The organism is Mycobacterium sp., assembly GCF_052145595.1.
Classification (GTDB): Bacteria; Actinomycetota; Actinomycetes; order Mycobacteriales; family Mycobacteriaceae; genus Mycobacterium.
Genome location: NZ_JBKQOI010000381.1, coordinates 1 through 15,356, shown reverse-complemented (window position 1 = coordinate 15,356; position 15,356 = coordinate 1). Strand labels below are relative to the sequence as shown.

Annotated in this window: 17 protein-coding genes and 2 pseudogenes; 8 read left to right on the top strand and 11 right to left on the bottom strand. The window is 68.0% G+C overall.

Going from position 1 to position 15,356, the window contains the following annotated elements; translation table 11 throughout:
• Window positions 1–325: pseudogene (locus ACLP4W_RS30820) on the bottom strand (hypothetical protein); the annotation flags it as partial.
• Window positions 326–346: 21 nt separating this feature from the next.
• Here ACLP4W_RS30820 and ACLP4W_RS30815 point away from each other — a divergent pair.
• Window positions 347–943: a TetR/AcrR family transcriptional regulator gene (locus tag ACLP4W_RS30815; RefSeq protein WP_442391479.1), complete on the top strand. Its 597-nt coding sequence runs from the start codon at window positions 347–349 to the stop codon at window positions 941–943.
• On the opposite strand, the gene ACLP4W_RS30810 is transcribed toward ACLP4W_RS30815, so the two are convergent.
• The 5 genes from ACLP4W_RS30810 to ACLP4W_RS30790 form a co-directional block, all read right to left on the bottom strand.
• Complete coding sequence (locus tag ACLP4W_RS30810) at window positions 917–3,088, bottom strand: AAA family ATPase (protein WP_442391477.1); 2,172 nt, start codon at window positions 3,086–3,088, stop codon at window positions 917–919. The genes ACLP4W_RS30815 and ACLP4W_RS30810 overlap by 27 nt on opposite strands.
• Window positions 3,085–3,948: a CDP-diacylglycerol--serine O-phosphatidyltransferase gene (pssA, locus tag ACLP4W_RS30805; protein WP_442391475.1), complete on the bottom strand. Its 864-nt coding sequence runs from the start codon at window positions 3,946–3,948 to the stop codon at window positions 3,085–3,087. The genes ACLP4W_RS30810 and pssA overlap by 4 nt, the downstream gene beginning before the upstream one ends.
• Window positions 3,945–4,652: a phosphatidylserine decarboxylase gene (locus tag ACLP4W_RS30800; protein ID WP_442391473.1), complete on the bottom strand. Its 708-nt coding sequence runs from the start codon at window positions 4,650–4,652 to the stop codon at window positions 3,945–3,947. Before ACLP4W_RS30800 ends, pssA begins: the two co-directional genes overlap by 4 nt.
• An 83-nt stretch (window positions 4,653–4,735) precedes the next feature.
• Window positions 4,736–5,941 carry a molybdopterin molybdotransferase MoeA gene (moeA, locus tag ACLP4W_RS30795; RefSeq protein WP_442391471.1) on the bottom strand — a complete coding sequence of 402 codons (1,206 nt, stop codon included), beginning with the start codon at window positions 5,939–5,941 and terminating at the stop codon, window positions 4,736–4,738.
• 18 nt (window positions 5,942–5,959) lie between these two features.
• Window positions 5,960–6,892 (bottom strand): SDR family NAD(P)-dependent oxidoreductase, encoded by a 933-nt coding sequence (locus ACLP4W_RS30790; protein ID WP_442391469.1) that lies wholly within the window; start codon window positions 6,890–6,892, stop codon window positions 5,960–5,962.
• Between the two features lie 66 nt (window positions 6,893–6,958).
• On the opposite strand from ACLP4W_RS30790, the gene ACLP4W_RS30785 reads away from it, so the two are divergent.
• Both ACLP4W_RS30785 and ACLP4W_RS30780 read left to right on the top strand, forming a co-directional pair.
• Window positions 6,959–7,447 (top strand): VOC family protein, encoded by a 489-nt coding sequence (locus ACLP4W_RS30785; protein WP_442391468.1) that lies wholly within the window; start codon window positions 6,959–6,961, stop codon window positions 7,445–7,447.
• Window positions 7,438–8,880, top strand: coding sequence for a flavin-containing monooxygenase (locus ACLP4W_RS30780; protein ID WP_442391466.1), 1,443 nt, complete (start codon window positions 7,438–7,440; stop codon window positions 8,878–8,880). Before ACLP4W_RS30785 ends, ACLP4W_RS30780 begins: the two co-directional genes overlap by 10 nt.
• Here ACLP4W_RS30780 and ACLP4W_RS30775 read toward each other — a convergent pair.
• From ACLP4W_RS30775 to ACLP4W_RS30765, 3 genes are read right to left on the bottom strand one after another with little or no spacing between them, the layout of a single operon-like run.
• A complete protein-coding gene (locus ACLP4W_RS30775; RefSeq protein ID WP_442391464.1) occupies window positions 8,877–9,440 on the bottom strand; it encodes an alpha/beta fold hydrolase in 564 nt (187 codons plus the stop codon). The genes ACLP4W_RS30780 and ACLP4W_RS30775 overlap by 4 nt on opposite strands.
• The gene (locus tag ACLP4W_RS30770) at window positions 9,403–9,573 is read right to left on the bottom strand and encodes a hypothetical protein (protein ID WP_442391462.1); all 171 of its coding nucleotides are present in this window, start codon (window positions 9,571–9,573) and stop codon (window positions 9,403–9,405) included. Before ACLP4W_RS30770 ends, ACLP4W_RS30775 begins: the two co-directional genes overlap by 38 nt.
• 5 nt (window positions 9,574–9,578) lie before the next feature.
• Window positions 9,579–11,141 (bottom strand): FAD-dependent monooxygenase, encoded by a 1,563-nt coding sequence (locus ACLP4W_RS30765; protein ID WP_442391460.1) that lies wholly within the window; start codon window positions 11,139–11,141, stop codon window positions 9,579–9,581.
• Between the two features lie 104 nt (window positions 11,142–11,245).
• Between ACLP4W_RS30765 and ACLP4W_RS30760 the strand changes: the two genes are divergently transcribed.
• Window positions 11,246–11,860 (top strand): TetR/AcrR family transcriptional regulator, encoded by a 615-nt coding sequence (locus tag ACLP4W_RS30760; RefSeq protein ID WP_442391458.1) that lies wholly within the window; start codon window positions 11,246–11,248, stop codon window positions 11,858–11,860.
• A 75-nt stretch (window positions 11,861–11,935) separates the two neighbouring features.
• A complete protein-coding gene (locus ACLP4W_RS30755) occupies window positions 11,936–12,148 on the top strand; it encodes a hypothetical protein (RefSeq protein WP_442391456.1) in 213 nt (70 codons plus the stop codon).
• Window positions 12,149–12,158: 10 nt separating this feature from the next.
• Here the strand turns inward: ACLP4W_RS30755 and ACLP4W_RS30750 are convergent, their stop codons facing one another.
• Together ACLP4W_RS30750 and ACLP4W_RS30745 are read right to left on the bottom strand one after the other, a co-directional pair.
• On the bottom strand, window positions 12,159–12,653 hold the full coding sequence (locus ACLP4W_RS30750; RefSeq protein WP_442391454.1) for a cupin domain-containing protein: 495 nt from the start codon (window positions 12,651–12,653) through the stop codon (window positions 12,159–12,161).
• A 28-nt stretch (window positions 12,654–12,681) separates the two neighbouring features.
• On the bottom strand, window positions 12,682–13,593 hold the full coding sequence (locus ACLP4W_RS30745; protein ID WP_442391452.1) for an SDR family NAD(P)-dependent oxidoreductase: 912 nt from the start codon (window positions 13,591–13,593) through the stop codon (window positions 12,682–12,684).
• A 109-nt stretch (window positions 13,594–13,702) separates the two neighbouring features.
• On the opposite strand from ACLP4W_RS30745, the pseudogene ACLP4W_RS30740 reads away from it, so the two are divergent.
• The 3 genes and pseudogenes from ACLP4W_RS30740 to ACLP4W_RS30730 form a co-directional block, all read left to right on the top strand.
• Window positions 13,703–14,266, top strand: a pseudogene (locus ACLP4W_RS30740) (TetR/AcrR family transcriptional regulator); the annotation flags it as partial.
• A 33-nt stretch (window positions 14,267–14,299) separates the two neighbouring features.
• Complete coding sequence (locus tag ACLP4W_RS30735; protein WP_442391483.1) at window positions 14,300–15,004, top strand: M24 family metallopeptidase; 705 nt, start codon at window positions 14,300–14,302, stop codon at window positions 15,002–15,004.
• Window positions 15,005–15,262: 258 nt separating this feature from the next.
• Window positions 15,263–15,356: hypothetical protein (locus tag ACLP4W_RS30730; RefSeq protein WP_442391481.1), on the top strand; the 94-nt coding region annotated here is incomplete at its 3' end.

Sequence of the window (15,356 nt, the reverse complement as noted above, 5' to 3'; positions counted from 1 at the left end):
GTGCGCCGGTTCCGATGACCAGTGCGCGATAGACCCCGCCGTGTACACCCGGGAAGGCGGCCCGCGTGAGTGCGCGAACGCGTGTGCGGGGCGGATCGCCGCGCTCGGAATCCAATTCGAACTCCAGCCGATAGGCCGCGAACAAGTGGCGGCCTTTCATTGCGAACCGCACCGGTCGTCGCGCTTCGTCCTGGACGAAGCCGATCGGCACGGTCGTCGGGTCGTGCGGGTCGCGGCACATCACCCGCAGCAGCGCGGACCACGTGTCTTCGCGATTCGCCGCGACCGTTATGGCATGCTCATCGATATAGAGTAATCGTTCCATATAGAAGGAATGTACTAGATCATGGCGCCACCGCGGAAGCACGGAACCGATGTGATCCTCGACGCAGCCAGGACGCTGGTGCTCGACGGGGGACCGCGCGCGGCCAGCGTGGCAGCGATCGCGAAAGCGAGCGGTGCGCCGGCCGGCACCCTGTATCACCGCTTTGGCAGTCGTGACGGCATCCTGGCGGCCGCGTGGCTTCGCGCACTGGAACGTTTCCAGGCTCGGGCCTTGACCGCCGAAGCGGATACGGCTGCGGAATGCGCCGTCGCGATGGCCGTGGCCGCCATCGGCTTCGCACGTGAGTTACCCGCCGATGCGCGGCTGTTGCTGACGATCCGGCCCGGTGACCTATTGGACGGCGAGCCCGATGCGGCATTCCGGGACACACTTGCCGCGATGAACGCACCGCTGATTGAGCGGGTGCGCGAGTTGGCCGAGGGGCTCTACGGCAGCAGCGATCCGCGCGCACTCGACGCGGTGAGCAGGGCGGTGGCCGACCTTCCCTACGCCGTGGTGCGCCGCCACGCCCGCGACGATCCGATACCGGATTGGCTGGAAGCAGATGTCGCGGCGTCGGCGCGGGCAGTGCTAAAGAGCTTTGGCGAACGCGCGTAAAGACTCCACCTGCAGCGGATCCAGCGAGGGGCGCACGGTTTTGCGTGCCGCCGCGAGGTCGGCGGCCGTCACGTCGGTGGCGTCGATGGAGCGCCGCATCGCGGTGAGCGCGGCCTCCCGCAGCAGTGCCACGCAGTCGGCGGCGCTGTAGCCGTCGAGCCCGGCGGCCAGGTCGTCGAGATCGACGTCGGCGCTCAGCGGGATCGATTTCCCGGCGGTGCGCAGGATTTCGCGGCGGGCGTCGGCGTCGGGCGGTTCGACGAACACGAGCCGCTCCAGCCGCCCCGGGCGCAGCAGCGCGGAGTCGATCAGATCGGGTCGGTTGGTGGCGCCCAAGACCACGACGTCGCGCAATGGGTTGACGCCGTCGAGCTCGGTCAGCAGCGCGGCCACCACGCGATCGGTAACGCCCGAGTCGAAGCTCTGACCGCGACGCGGTGCCAGCGCGTCCACCTCGTCGAGGAAGATCAGCGACGGGGCGGAGTCCCGGGCCCGCTGAAACAATTCACGGACGGCCTTCTCCGAAGAGCCGACCCACTTGTCCATCAGCTCGGAGCCTTTGACGGCGTGCACGCTCAGCTGACCGGTGCTGGCCAGTGCGCGGACGACGAAGGTTTTGCCGCAGCCGGGCGGGCCGTACAGCAGCACCCCGCGCGGCGGATCGACACCCAGCCGGGCGAACGTGTCGGGATGCTGCAACGGCCACAACACCGCTTCGGTCAACGCCTGTCTGGCCTCGGCCATGTCACCGATGTCGTTAAGCGTGACGTTGCCGACGCTCACCTCTGCACTGGCCGAGCGGGACAGCGGCCGGATAACCGTCAGCGCGCCGACCAGATCGTCTTGATGCAGCTTGGGCGGCTGGGCGTCGGTGCTGGCCCGAGACGCCGCCCGCAGCGCCGCTTCGCGAATTAGCGCGGCGAGGTCGGCAACGACGAAACCCGGTGTGCGGCTGGCAATCTCGTCGAGGTTGAGGTCGCCTGTGGGCACCGGTTTGAGCAGCGCCTCCAGCAGCGCCTTGCGGGTGGCCGCGTCGGGCAGCGGCAGGCTCAGTTCCCGGTCGCACAGGTCGGGCGCGCGCAGCCGGGCGTCGAGCTGGTCCGGTCGGGCCGAGGTGGCGATCAATGCGACGCCCTCGGTGGCGATGGCGGTGCGCAGCTCGCCCAGGATCAGGGCGGCCACCGGCTCGGCGGTGGCCGGCAGCAGGGCGTCGACATCGGCGATCAACAGCACGCCGCCACAGTCGCGAACCTTCTTCGCAGCCGCAGCCACGGTTTTCAGCCGGTCCTCGGCGGCCAGTGCGCCGACCTCCGGCCCGTCCAGTTCCACCAGCCTGCGTCCGTCGCACACCGCGCGCACCAGTGTCACCTTGCCCACGCCGGCCGGACCCGACACCAGCACACCGAGGTGGGTAGCGGCGCCCAACGTCTTCAGCAGGTGCGGTTCGTCGAGCGAGAGTTTGAGCCATTCGGCGAGCTTGGCGGCCTGCGGCTGCGAGCCCTTGAGCTCCTCGACAAGGATCTCCGGGGTCCCGGTGCTCAGCCGTTCATGGGACGTCCCCATGCCGGCCGGGACGCCGGTGCCCCAGGTGACCAGCGAGTTCGGCTGCACGCTGACCGGTCCCTCGGGCTCGACGCCGGTGACGGTCAACAGCTCCGAGGTCCAGCTGATTCCGACCGAGGTCGCCAGCGCACGGGTAGCCGGCGACGTCGAGGTACCGGGGCCCAGGTCGCGGGGGAGCAGCGACACGGCGTCGCCGACGGTCATCACCTTCCCCAGCAAGGCTTGTCGCAGGGTGACCGGCGTAATCGACTGGGTGGCCATTGACGAGCCACTCAGCGTCACCGACCGCGCGCCGTAGACGCTGACCGTACTGACGATCACCGCGGCGCCCTCCCGCAGGCCGGCGTTGGACAGCGTCACGTCGTCGAGCAGCACGGTGCCGACGGGGGTGTCCGTGCCGGCCAGGCCCGCGACCGCCGCCGTGGTCCGCGACCCGGTCAGCGACACCGCGTCCCACTCCCGGATGCCAAGGGCCGCAACGGCATTCGGATGCAAGCGGATGACGCCACGGCGCGAGTCGACGGCGGAGGTGTTCAGCCGGGCGGTCAGGGTGAGCTGGCCCGCGACGGAGCCGGGCATCATCGCAAGCGCCCGCTCGGCTTGCGCAACCCCAGCCGCGCCACCGACCGGCGGTGCGGCTGTGCCCGGCGGTACGCGCGCCGCGCGGCGCGCCGTTGCCCGGGTTTGTCGCCCCACGCCTCGGGGTGTTTCGCGAGCCAGCGTTGGTTGCGCACCGCGAACGGGACGTGGCACAGGTAGGCGACGATGATCACCCAGATCAACAGGTAGGGCCTCAGCACTGCGGCCGCAGCGCAGATCGTCAGCACCGCCAGCAGCGGGACCGCCCAGTTCGGCGGGACGGCCACGGCGTGCATCTTCCTCATCGGGATCTTGCTGACCAACAGCATCGACGTCCCTGCGACCCAGATGCTCAGGAACACGGTCGACGTCCACCAGCCCTCGCCGAACTGCAGTTTGAGCCCGATCAGGCCGATCATCGAGACCGCGCCCGCCGGCGCGGGCATCCCGACGAAGAATTCGTGCGTGTAGGCCGGCTGGGTCCCGTCGTCTTGCAGCGCGTTGTACCTCGCCAGCCGCAACACGACGCATACCGCGTACAGCAGCACCACGATCCATCCGACCGGCGACTTGGACAGCATCGTCACGTAGAGCACGATCGCGGGTGTCACCCCGAAGTTCACCGCGTCGGCCAGCGAGTCGATTTCCGCGCCCATTCGTGACTGGGCGTCCAGGATGCGGGCCACCCGGCCATCCAGTCCGTCCAGGATCGCGGCCGCGGCGATCAGCGCCATCGCGGCCTTCGGCTGATGCTCGAGGGCGAACCTGATCGCGGTCAAGCCGGCGCAGATGGACAGCACCGTCATGGCGCTGGGCAGGATCTGTAGGTTCACCGCTCGCCTGCCGCGGGGCCTGCTGATCATGGGAGTTCGGCCAGCACGGTCTCGCCGGCGACCGCGCGCTGGCCCACCTTCACGAGCGGTTCCGCGCCCGGCGGAAGGTAGGTGTCCAGCCGGGAGCCGAACCGGATCAAGCCGTAGGTGTCACCGATCGACAGCTTGTCCCCGACGCGCGCGTCGCAGATGATGCGCCGCGCCAGCAGTCCTGCGATCTGCACGGCCACGACGTCGGCACCGGTGTCGGTCCGGATGCGCAGACTGGTGCGCTCGTTCTCGGTGCTTGCGGAGGCCAGATCGGCTGACCCGAAGCGGCCGGGCCGGTGTTGCACGGCGATCACCTCGCCGCTCACCGGGGCGCGCTGCACGTGGGCGTCCAACAGCGACAGGAAGATGCTGATCCGGGGCAACGGCACCTCGCCCATGCCGAGTTCGGCGGGCGGGGCCTCCGAGTCGATCACGCAGATCACGCCGTCGGCGGGTGCGACGATGGCGCCGGGCCGAGTGGGTGGCACCCGCGGGGGGTGACGGAAGAACGCAGCGCAGGCACCCGCCGTCAGCAGCCCTGCCCGGCGCAGCCATCGGTAGTGGTGCCCGGCAGCGGCCACGACCAGACCGGCGGCGATGAACGGCACCCCGGCGGGGTGAACCGGCGGCACGGTTGAGCGGACCAACTCCAGCACGTGTCTGGGGCCTTCCTGAGAAGAAGGGCTAGGGGGGCGTCGTGCCACCCGGCTATCTTACGGAGCCGGGGCCACTGCCGTGCCAGAGCCGATCCTGGTCGATCCTGGTCAGTCCTGGTCAATCTGGCCGGTTACGTCAGATCCCAGACCTGCAGCTGGGTCCCGGCGGCCACCTCCACGACATCTTCCGGGATGTCCAACAGCCCGTTCGCCGACGCCAGCCACCGCAAATGATGTGACGCCGGTGGGCCGTAACTGATGACGCTGCCGGCTTCGCGGTCGAGTATCGCGCGACGGAACTGACGTTTGCCGCGCGGGGAGGTCAGCGATTCTGCGAGGACCGCCGGGCGGTGCGGCCGCTCGGGATCGGGCAGGCCCATGGCCATCCGCAGCGCGGGACGGATGAACACCTCGAACGACACCAGCGCGCTGACCGGGTTGCCGGGCAGCGTGACGATCGTCGCGCCGGCCACGCGTCCGATGCCCTGCGGCATCCCCGGCTGCATTGCCACCTTGACGAATTCCACCCCTTGATCGCCGTCACGGCCGAAGGCGTCCTTGACGACCTCGTAGGCGCCGGCGCTGACTCCACCGCTGGTGATGATCAGGTCGCAGTCGGCCGCGTATCGGTCGAGGATCGAGCTGAACTGCGCGACATCGTCTTCTGCGGTCGCGACGGCCATCACCTCCGCGCCGGCCTCGCGGACGGCCCCGGCCAGCATGATCGAGTTGGACTCGTAGATCTGCCCCGGCCGCAGCGGGATGCCCGGCGCCACCAGCTCCGAACCGGTGGACAACACCAGCACCCGTTGGCGTGGGATCACCGTCAGCTCGGCCATTCCCAGCGCCGCGGCCAGGCCGAGCACCGCCGGTGTCACGACCTGGCCCTTGCGCAGGACCGTGGTGCCGAAAGCGACGTCCTCGCCGGCTCGCCGGATGTGCGCGCCGGGCGGGCGGGGCTTCCGGATTGTCACGGAGTCCACGCCGCCGTCGGTGTCTTCGACCGGGACGATCGCCGTCGCCCCGGCCGGCACCGGCGCGCCGGTCATGATGCGGTGGGCGGTGCCGGGTCGCAGCCTCAATTCGTCGGTGCGTCCGGCCGGGATGTCCTCGGCGACCGGCAGCACCACCGGGTGTTCGGGTGTCGCGCCGGATGCGTCCTCGGCGCGCACCGCGTAGCCATCCATCGCGGAGTTGTCGAACACCGGCAACGCCAGCCGCGCGACCACGTCGTCGGCCAGGACGAGACCCTGGGCCTCCGTCAGCGCGATCGTGACCGCCGGGCGGGCGCGGATCATTTCCGTTACGACGCGCTGATGTTCCTCGACAGACCGCACGGGGCCATTATCGGCCCGTCAGACTCCGAAGCTGACGCCGGTGAGTTCTTCGGAGACGGCCCACAGCCGACGCTGCAGCTCCTCGTCGTGGGACTGCGCGCTGGACTGGACGATCTTCGGATGGCCACGCTGCTCGAGGAAGCCGTCCGGGCCGTAGTACTGCCCGCCCTGGACGGCCGGATCGGTGGCGGCCCGCAGCGTGGGCAGCGCGCCCATCGCCGCGCTCTGGAACAACACCGGCCCAAGCACGGCACTGACGGGGCGGAACACCGCGGGCAGGTTGCGGGCCAGCTCTGTGTTGGAGCCCCCGGGATGCGCGGCCACGGCAATGGTCGTTGCGTCGGCAGCGGCGAGCCGGCGCTGCAGCTCGTAGGTGAACAGCAGGTTGGCCAGTTTGGACTGTCCGTAGGCGGCGATCCGGTCGTATCGGTGTTCCCACTGCAGGTCATCGAAGTGGATTGAGGCCCGGAGCCGGTGGCCGAGGCTGCTGACGGTCACCAATCGCGAGCCGCGCACCCGCAGCAGGCGGTCGAATAGCAGCCCGGTCAGCGCGAAATGGCCGAGATGGTTGGTGCCGAACTGCAGCTCGAAGCCGTCCTTGGTGACCTGCTTAGGGGTCCACATCACGCCGGCGTTGTTGATCAGCAAGTCGATGCGCGGGTAGGCCGTGCGCAGCGCGTCGGCGGCGGAGCGCACCGAGTCGAGCGAGTTCAGGTCGAGGGCCTGCAGTGTGACGTCGGCGCGCGGGCTGGCGGCGACGATGCGAGACAGCGCGGCATTGCCCTTTTCGAGGTTGCGCACCGCGAGCACGACGTGGGCACCGCGGTAGGCCAGGGCGGCGGCCGTCTGGTACCCGATGCCGGTGTTGGCACCGGTGACGACCACGACGCGGCCGCTCTGGTCCGGCACGTCGGCCTCCGACCATTTGCGGTTTACGTCGGCTGCAGCCATGGCCCAAAACATACTCATCCGGATCGGCTGCCGCTGGGCTGGCGACGGCGCAGTAAGGTTGAGAACGTGATTACCGGGTTGGCCCACACCGGTGTGTGCGTTCCCGATTGTGAGGCCGCGGTGGCGTTCTACCGAGACGTATTGGGCCTGCGTGTGCTCTCGCCGCCGTATGTCATGAGCGGTAACGCCATTCGCGACGACATGGGTGAGCTGGTGTCCGACCCCACCATGAAGGCGGCCATCGTCGGATTGCCAGACGGCGGCGACCGGGTGCTCGAGGTGATCGAGTACCTCAACGTTGAAGGCGGTGACCAGCGAACCGCTGCTGCCCTGACCGACGTGACCGTCCAGGGGCTGTCGCACGTCGGCCTGATTTGTGAGGACATCGAGGCCACGAGGGCAGAACTCGAGAGCAAGGGAGTCCGCTTCCTCGTCAGCGGAATCGCGGACGTCGCGCGAGTTCGCACGACCTGGTTCGTCGATCCGTGGGGCGTGGTGTTCATCCTGGTGGAAAAGAGCCGGCCCGAGCGACCCTACTTCGCGCAATGGGAGTGAAGCCGAGTATCGGCATCATCGGCGCGGGCGCCGGGGGGATCGCGATGGGAATCCAGCTCGCCGAGGGTGGATACGACTTCACCATCTTCGACCGAGCCGACGGATTCGGCGGGACCTGGCGGCACAACACCTTCCCGGGCGCGGCCTGCGACGTCCCGTCGCATCTGTACTCGTATTCCTTCGCGCCCAACCCGCGGTGGAGCAAGACCTACGCGAACCAGCCCGAGATCCTGGACTACCTCGAGAAGGTGGCCACCGACCACGGGTTGGGTCCACACCTGCGGCCCGACACCGCGATCAGCACGGCGCGGTGGTCAGGGGATCGGCGGCGCTGGACGCTGACCACCGACCGTGGCGGCCAGCACGACTTCGACGTCGTGGTCAGCGCCGTCGGAATGCTCGACGTACCCCACATCCCGGACATTCCGGGGTCGGAGCGGTTTCGGGGCCGCCGGTTCCATTCGGCGCGCTGGGATCACAGCAAGTCGACGGCCGGAGAGCGGGTGGCGTCCATCGGCACGGGCGCCAGCGCGATCCAATACGTGCCCGCGATCGCGCGAAACACCGCGCATCTCACGGTGTTCCAGCGGACCCCGATCTGGATCGCGCCCCGGTTCGACTTCCCGTTCACGCCCGAGCAGCACGAGCTGTTCGAACGCGACCCGGCGACGGCGCAAAAGCTGCGCGACGAAGCCTTTGACGCCTACGAGTCGGCCAGCTTCGACGTTGACCACGCGCAGACCCGCGATGCGACCGAGCTGGCCCGCAGTTACCTGATGCGCAAGGTGGCCGACCCCGAGTTGCGGGCGAAGCTGACGCCGGACTATCCGGCCGGCTGCAAGCGGCCGCTGATGTCACGCGACTGGTACCCCACCTTCGCGCTGCCCAACGTCAGGCTGGAAACGACCGCGATCGCCGAACTGACCGAACGGGGAGTGCGCACCGTCGACGGCGTCGAACACCGCGTCGACACCATCATTTACGGCACCGGGTTCACCGCCGCCGACTATCTGGCCAGCATCGACGTGTACGGAACCGGGGGCCGTCGCCTCAGGGATGAATGGAGCAACGGCGCCGAGGCGTACCTGGGCACGCTGGTGGCCGGGTATCCGAACTTCTTCACGCTGTACGGCCCCAACACGAACGGCGTCAACTCGATCATCTTTATCCACGAGGCGCAGACGACATTCATCCGCCACATCCTCGACGTGATGGGTGACCGCGGAGCACACACGATCGAGGTGACTGCCGACGCGCAGCGACGCTACAACGACGAGATCCAGGCGGCCATGGAAGGCAAGGTCTGGCTCGCGTGTACCAACTACTTTCGCCATCCCAGCGGCAAGGTCGTCACCCAACTGCCCTACAGCGGGCGGACATTCTTCGAACGGACCCGCAGCATGGTCGACGGCGACTACGAGCTGCTTCCTTAGTTGCCGGCGAACTGGGTGCGCAGCCAGCCGATGATCATCGGCACCACCTCGGGGGCCTTGCTCATCGCGACATGCCCGGTGCCCTCGATCAGGTGCACCTCGGTGTTCGGGCGGCCCCGAAAGACCAGGGTGTCCGACTGCGGGATGAAGTAATCGTCGGCGCCGTTGACGACCAGCATCTTCGAATTGCATTGCCGGGCAAGCAGATCCCGCCGGTTCAGCTGCCCGAGACCGGCGCTGAGCTCGTCTAGGGTGGGCGAGTGGTCCCAGTGCATGGCATTGCCGACGATGTCGTGCATGCCGTAGGGCAGGTTCTTCACGTGCCCAGGGTCAAACGAGTCGACGACCGGACCGCCGAGATCGACGGCGGCGTCAACGATCCCTGCCAGTCCCGACATCGCCGAGAAGTTCTCGCCGAACGAGGCGCCGAAGTGAGCGACCCTGCCGTCGCCGAGTGACCGGGCGTAGTCGGCGATTCCGCGGATCACCTCGTCGGCGTGCTCGTCGAGCGGTCTCGAGGTTTCACCGGTGCCGGGGTGGTCGAAGGCCAGGGTGGTCACCCCGGGCGTCGGCCCACATATCGGTGGTTGCCGCCGCAACCCGCTCGATGTCTTCGAGCGGGATCCCGAACTTCTCGAACTGGCGGGTGCGGTCCTCGAACATGTCCGCGGCGGAGACGTCGTAGGTGTACATGGTGTTCAGCTCCTGACCTTGGTGAAGTAGTCGGCGACCGTTGTCGTGTCGTCGAGGGAGGCGACGGCGCCGATGTAGCCGTCCGGGCGGATCACGACGCGCCCACCGTTCTTGAGTCCGAATCGCTGTCCCACAAAGCCTTTCGGGTCGGCGATGACGGTGTCGTACCCGGCGACCGGGATGTTGTCTGCCGTCACCAGCACTCGGACCTGACCTTCCCCTGCGGCCGGGGCTGGTTGCCCGGACGCGACGGTGAGGACGACGTGACCGGTGTTCTGCACGCCGCACACCGCGGCGAGTTGCTTCTGTACCGCCGCGTCGACCACATGCGGAAGATGTTCGCCGGCAGCCACTTTGGCGGGCCTCGGGCGCCGACCCACGGCGATCGGGCTGTTGCGGTAGTTGACGTTGACCTCTTCGGCGGTCTCGGCCATGAATCGTCGCGCCGCGGGGATGCGCGACAGGACTCGAATCACCACGTCGCGGATCCGGCGCGGCACACCGGACAGCGTGCCGGCCCTGGTGAGCCGGTCGGTGAACGCGATGACACCGTCGGCGACCGGGATCCGCTCGGCCTCATAGCTGTCGAGCAGTGTCTCGCCGGCCTGGCCACTGATCACCGCCGCCAGCTTCCAGGCCACGTTGAACGCGTCCTGCATGCAGGTGTTCATGCCCTGGCCGCCGGCCGGGCTGTGGATGTGGGCGGCGTCGCCGGCCAAAAAGACCCGGCCCCACCGATAGGCCGGCACCCGCGCGTGGTGGATCTCGAAACTGGTCAGCCAGTGCGAGTGCACCACTCGAATGCCGCCGATCCGCCGGTCGAGGATCGCCTGCAGCTCGTCCTGGGTCGGATGCATGTTCATCGGAGTACCGGGTTCGTCGTGCACCTCGGCGAGGAAGCGCATCCGGCCGTCCCGCATTGGCAGCACCACGACCGGCCCGTCCGGGGCGAAGAAGGTGTGCATGCTGTCCATGTCGAGCGCGTGCTCGGCGTCGACGTCACCGAGCAGGAAGCGTTCGCCGACGAACGAGCCGGAGAGCTTGGTGCCGACCAGTTTCCGCACCGTGCTGTGCGCGCCGTCGGCCCCGATCACCCAGGGGGCGCTGACCTGCTCGGTCGAACCGTCTTCGCGCCGAAGGGTCACGTGCACGGCCTGCTCGTCCTGGGTCAGCCCGACTAGTTCGACACCACGCTCGACCGTGATCCCGAGCGACTCCAAGTGTTCGCCGAGCACGCGCTCGGTTTCGGTCTGAACCGTGGTCAGGGTGAACGGAAACGCGCTGTCGACCCCGCCGAGCGGGACGCGGAACAGCTTGCTGTGCCCGGCGTAGAGCTGCATCGCGGTGGCCTTGATCCCGGTGCTCACCATCTCGTCGACGACGCCCATCCGGTCGAACATGTCCAGGCTGCGGGCGTGTACCGCGATGGCGCGGGACTGGTCGGTGGGTTGCGTCAACTTGTCGATCACCCGGACGCGAATCCCGTGGCGGGCCAGTTCACAGGCGGCGACCAGGCCCACCGGGCCGGCGCCGACAACGAGGACATCGGGGTTTGGTGTCGCGCTCATGGCGTGCCTCCAATTTTTCACGCTTCGTTGAAATTCCGAACGAGTCTCACGGTACGTTGAAAAAAGTCTCACCGCAAGAGGAGATTCACGCTATGATGAAACTTATGACTGAGGTCGCTAAGAGAGCAATAGCTCCGGGTCCGCGAGATGAACGCGGGGTGCTGGCCGCGCGGATCGTGGCGGCCGCCCGTGACGAGTTCGCCGAACACGGCTGGGCCGGAACCACCATCCGGGCGGTCGCGCGGGGCGCCGACGTCGACCCCGCGCTGGTCTACCACTACTTCGGATCGAAGGAAGGCCTGCTGGACGCCGCGACGAACCCGCCGCAGAAATGGCTGGAAAGGGTTGCTAAGGCCTGGACGACGCCCGTCGACCAGCTCGGCGCGGCCCTGATCACGTTGCTGCTGGCCAGCTGGGCCGACGACGAGATCGGGCCGACGCTGCGTGCCATCCTGCAGACCGCCGCGCACGAACCGACCACCCGCGAGAAGCTGCGGCGCGTCGTCGAGGGCAGCCTGATGGGCGTCTCCGAACTCGGCAGCGACGAACGGGACCGGTTGGTGCGTTGTGGGCTCATCTCGTCACAGATGATGGGCTTCGCGCTGATGCGCTACGTCTGGAAAATCGAGCCCATCGCATCGATGTCAGACGACGAGGCGATCGCCGCGATCAGCCCCAACCTGCAGCGCTACGTCGACGGCGACCTGACAGCTTGTTGAGGCGCTCGCCGACGTAGGCCCACGCCGGTCCGAGTGCGCAATCCACGCCCGCCGCGCAGATGGCCGGGCGCCCGCATGCCGACCTCCCGCAAGGCGATTCGTGCCGGCGAACGCGGCCGAAATTTCGGTGCAGCCCGGCGTCTCGGGCGCCTGATCCGCTTCCCGGCCATAACCGGGGCGCTCATCGCCATTTCAATTTTCTGCCGCGCCATGGCCGCAGCCCGCTTCTTCCCCAGCACGGCCACACCCTATGGCCGAAAAGGTTACGGCAGAGGAAATTTCATCTGACCAATGCGAATCATTGCACCCAGTAGTTGTCGTGGCGGATGAACCACTCGCGGCGTTCGTCGTCCGTCATGTCGGCCAGCGCGCCGAAACCTTCGAAGTAGGCCTCCCGCGGTGCACCGGGCGCGAACAGCATCAAAATCGATGCCGGTTCCGCCGCCTCGTTACGAAAACCATGGATGCCGCCGGGCGGGACGTAGAGGAAGTCGCCTTGATGGCCGTCGGCCCACTCGGTGCCGTCGTAGAGCTTCATCGTCCCGGACAGCACGAAGAACGCCTCGGACAGGGCACGGTGAAAGTGCGCCGGCGGTCCGCCGCCGGCCGGGTCGATGTCGACTCGGTACAGGCCGTAGTCGCCGGCGGTGCCCTGTTGGTCGGCCAGGTAGTGGTACTTGACCCCGTAGGTGTCGTAGTCAGGCGGCGAGTCGGCTCGCTTGAGCCAGGCGCTTACCTCCGGCTCGTCTCTGGTGTAGCGGGGCGGTGGGTAGGGCGGGACGACGAGGGACATATTTCCAGTGTGGTCCCTGCCGTGCCGGTCAGCCGACGGGATACATCACCCCGGTGAGCTCCTCGGAGACCGCCCACAACCGGCGCTGCAAGTCTCTGTCGTGGGACTTGCCGCTGGACCTCACCGCCTTCGGGTAGCCCCGCGTTTGGGCGAAGCCGTCAGGTCCGAAGTATTGCCCGCCGGCCACCCCCGGGTCCGTTGCGGCGCGCAGCGTCGGCAGCGCGCCCATGGCGGCGTCCTGGAAGAGCGGTTCGATCACGGCGGAAACGGCTGCGACGGACCCGGGCAGGTTGCGGGTCAACTCGGTCCGCGAGCCCCCGGGATGGGCGGCCACGGCAATCGTCGTGCCGCGCGGGGCAAGGCGTCGCTGCAGCTCGTAGGTGAACAGCAGGTTGGCGAGCTTGGCCTGCCCGTAGGCGCCCACCCGGCTGTAGCTGCGTTCCCACTGCAAATCGTCGAAATGAATGTCCGCGCGGATGCGGTGGCCGATGCTGCTGACCGTCACGACCCGTGAGCCCGCGACGGGCAAGAGCCGGTCCAGCAGCAGGCCGGTGAATGCGAAGTGGCCCAAATGGTTGGTGCCGAACTGCAGCTCGAAGCCGTCCTTGGTGGTTGACTTCGGCGTGTACATCACGCCCGCGTTGTTGATCAGCAGGTCGATGCGGTCGTGGTCGGCCCGCAGTTGGTCCGCCGCGGCGCGGATCGACTCCAGCGACGTCAGGTCGAGCTCGGCCACCGCGACGTCGGCATGTGGGCTGTTGGCGGTGATCCGCGCGGCGGCGTCCTTGCCCTTGTCGAGATTGCGCACCGCCAGCACAACGTGGGCGCCGTGGTCGGCGAGCGCCAGGGCGGTCTCGTAGCCGAGGCCGGTGTTGGCTCCGGTGATGACGGCCACCCGACCCGTCTGGTCGGGAATGTCCGTGACGGTCCACTTGGCCATGAAAAACTCCTAAGCTTGTAGAGTAAACGGGGCGAACGCTCCGGTTGATCCAACTATACGGAACGCACGCCCCGTTTTGCAATATCAGTCGACACTGGGTGGTGAACAGATGGCGCAACCCGCACGACCCTTGCGCGCCGACGCGGCGCGCAACCGTGCCCGGGTGCTGGACGTCGCCTACGAAACCTTTGCGGCCGAAGGTTTGTCGGTGCCGATCGACGAGATCGCCCGCCGCGCCGGAGTCGGGGCCGGGACCGTTTACCGCCACTTCCCGACGAAGGAGGCGCTGTTCCAGGCGGTCATCGAATACCAGATGCAGCGCCTCGTCAACGACGGATACGAGTTGTTGAAGTCCGCAGGCCCCGGCGAGGCGCTCTTCACGTTTCTGCGCTCCATCGTGTTGCAGTGGGGCGCGACGAACCGCGGACTGGTCGACGCGCTGGCCGGATTTGGCATCGACATCGCCAGCGCCGCGCCTGATGCCGAGGACGCATTCTTGGCCGTGCTCGGTGAGCTGCTTCGCGCTGCGCAGGAAGCGGGCAGCGCCCGCCAAGACATCGGCGTCCGCGAGGTCAAGTCGATCCTGGTCGGCTGCCAGGCAATGGAGGCGTACAACTCGGCGTTGGCCGAGCGGGTAACCGAGGTAGTCGTCGACGGTTTGCGCGCGAAGCGATGGCGCGGCTATAGCATCGCGGGCGTGGAGGGGTTGACCGCCAGCGAACAAGCTCGAGAAGAAGTTCGAGTGGGACGGCTCCTCGACGCGCAGGACAAGGCGGCGCAACTGTTCGGCGAAATCGAGCGACGCGCGATGATCCGCCCGGGTGTGGGAGAGCAGCAGCTGTCCGACGAGATCCGCGACCTGGCCGCCGACATGTTCGGCGTGACGCGCCACTGGCACCGGCGGATCGTGCGGGCCGGCGAAAACACGTTGCAGCCCTTCAAGGAACGTCCACCGGACCGGGTGATCGCCGCCGACGACATCGCATTCCTGGACCTGGGGCCGATCTTCGAGGAGTGGGAGGCCGACTTCGGACGCACGTTCGTGCTGGGTGATGATCTGCGGAAGAGGGCCGTCTGCGACGCGCTGCCGCGGGTGTGGCAGGCCGGGCGCGACTATTTCGCCCGGCGCCCCGACGTCACCGGAGCCGAGTTGTTTGAGCATGTCGTCGGTGCGGCCCGCGCCGAGGGGTTCGAGTGGGGCAGCGCCATCGCCGGACATCTCTTAGGGGAGTTCCCGCACAAGAAGATCGCCGGTACCGGCGTCGAGTGGTACATCATGCCCGGATCGGCCAAGCCGATGCGGCGAAGGGATCCAAGCGGTCGCGTTTGCCACTGGATCCTGGAAATCCATTTGGTCGATCGCGCCCGCGGCTTCGGCGGGTTCTACGAGCAGCTGCTCGACCTGCCCTGAGCGGCCGGGCTTGCCCTGATTGCCCGGCTCCTCCTCACCCCGCTCCGCGGGCTGCATCGTCGCCGGGCGACCTTGCACTCGGCATGGGCGAGTGCTAAGAATGACGTTGGCACTCGCAACTGGTGAGTGCTAGGTCGGGACGGTGAGATCAGCTTTGGTCGTCCGTCGCGGGCACTGCGCCCGGCCAGCGTAAGTAACGGGTGGCCCCGACATGGGGATCACCCGGTGTCATCCCCAATCCGGAGGAATCACTTCGCAATGGCCAAGCAAATTGCGTACGACGAAGAGGCCCGCCGCGGCCTCGAGCGGGGCCTGAACGCCCTCGCCGACGCGGTACGGGTGACGTTGGGTC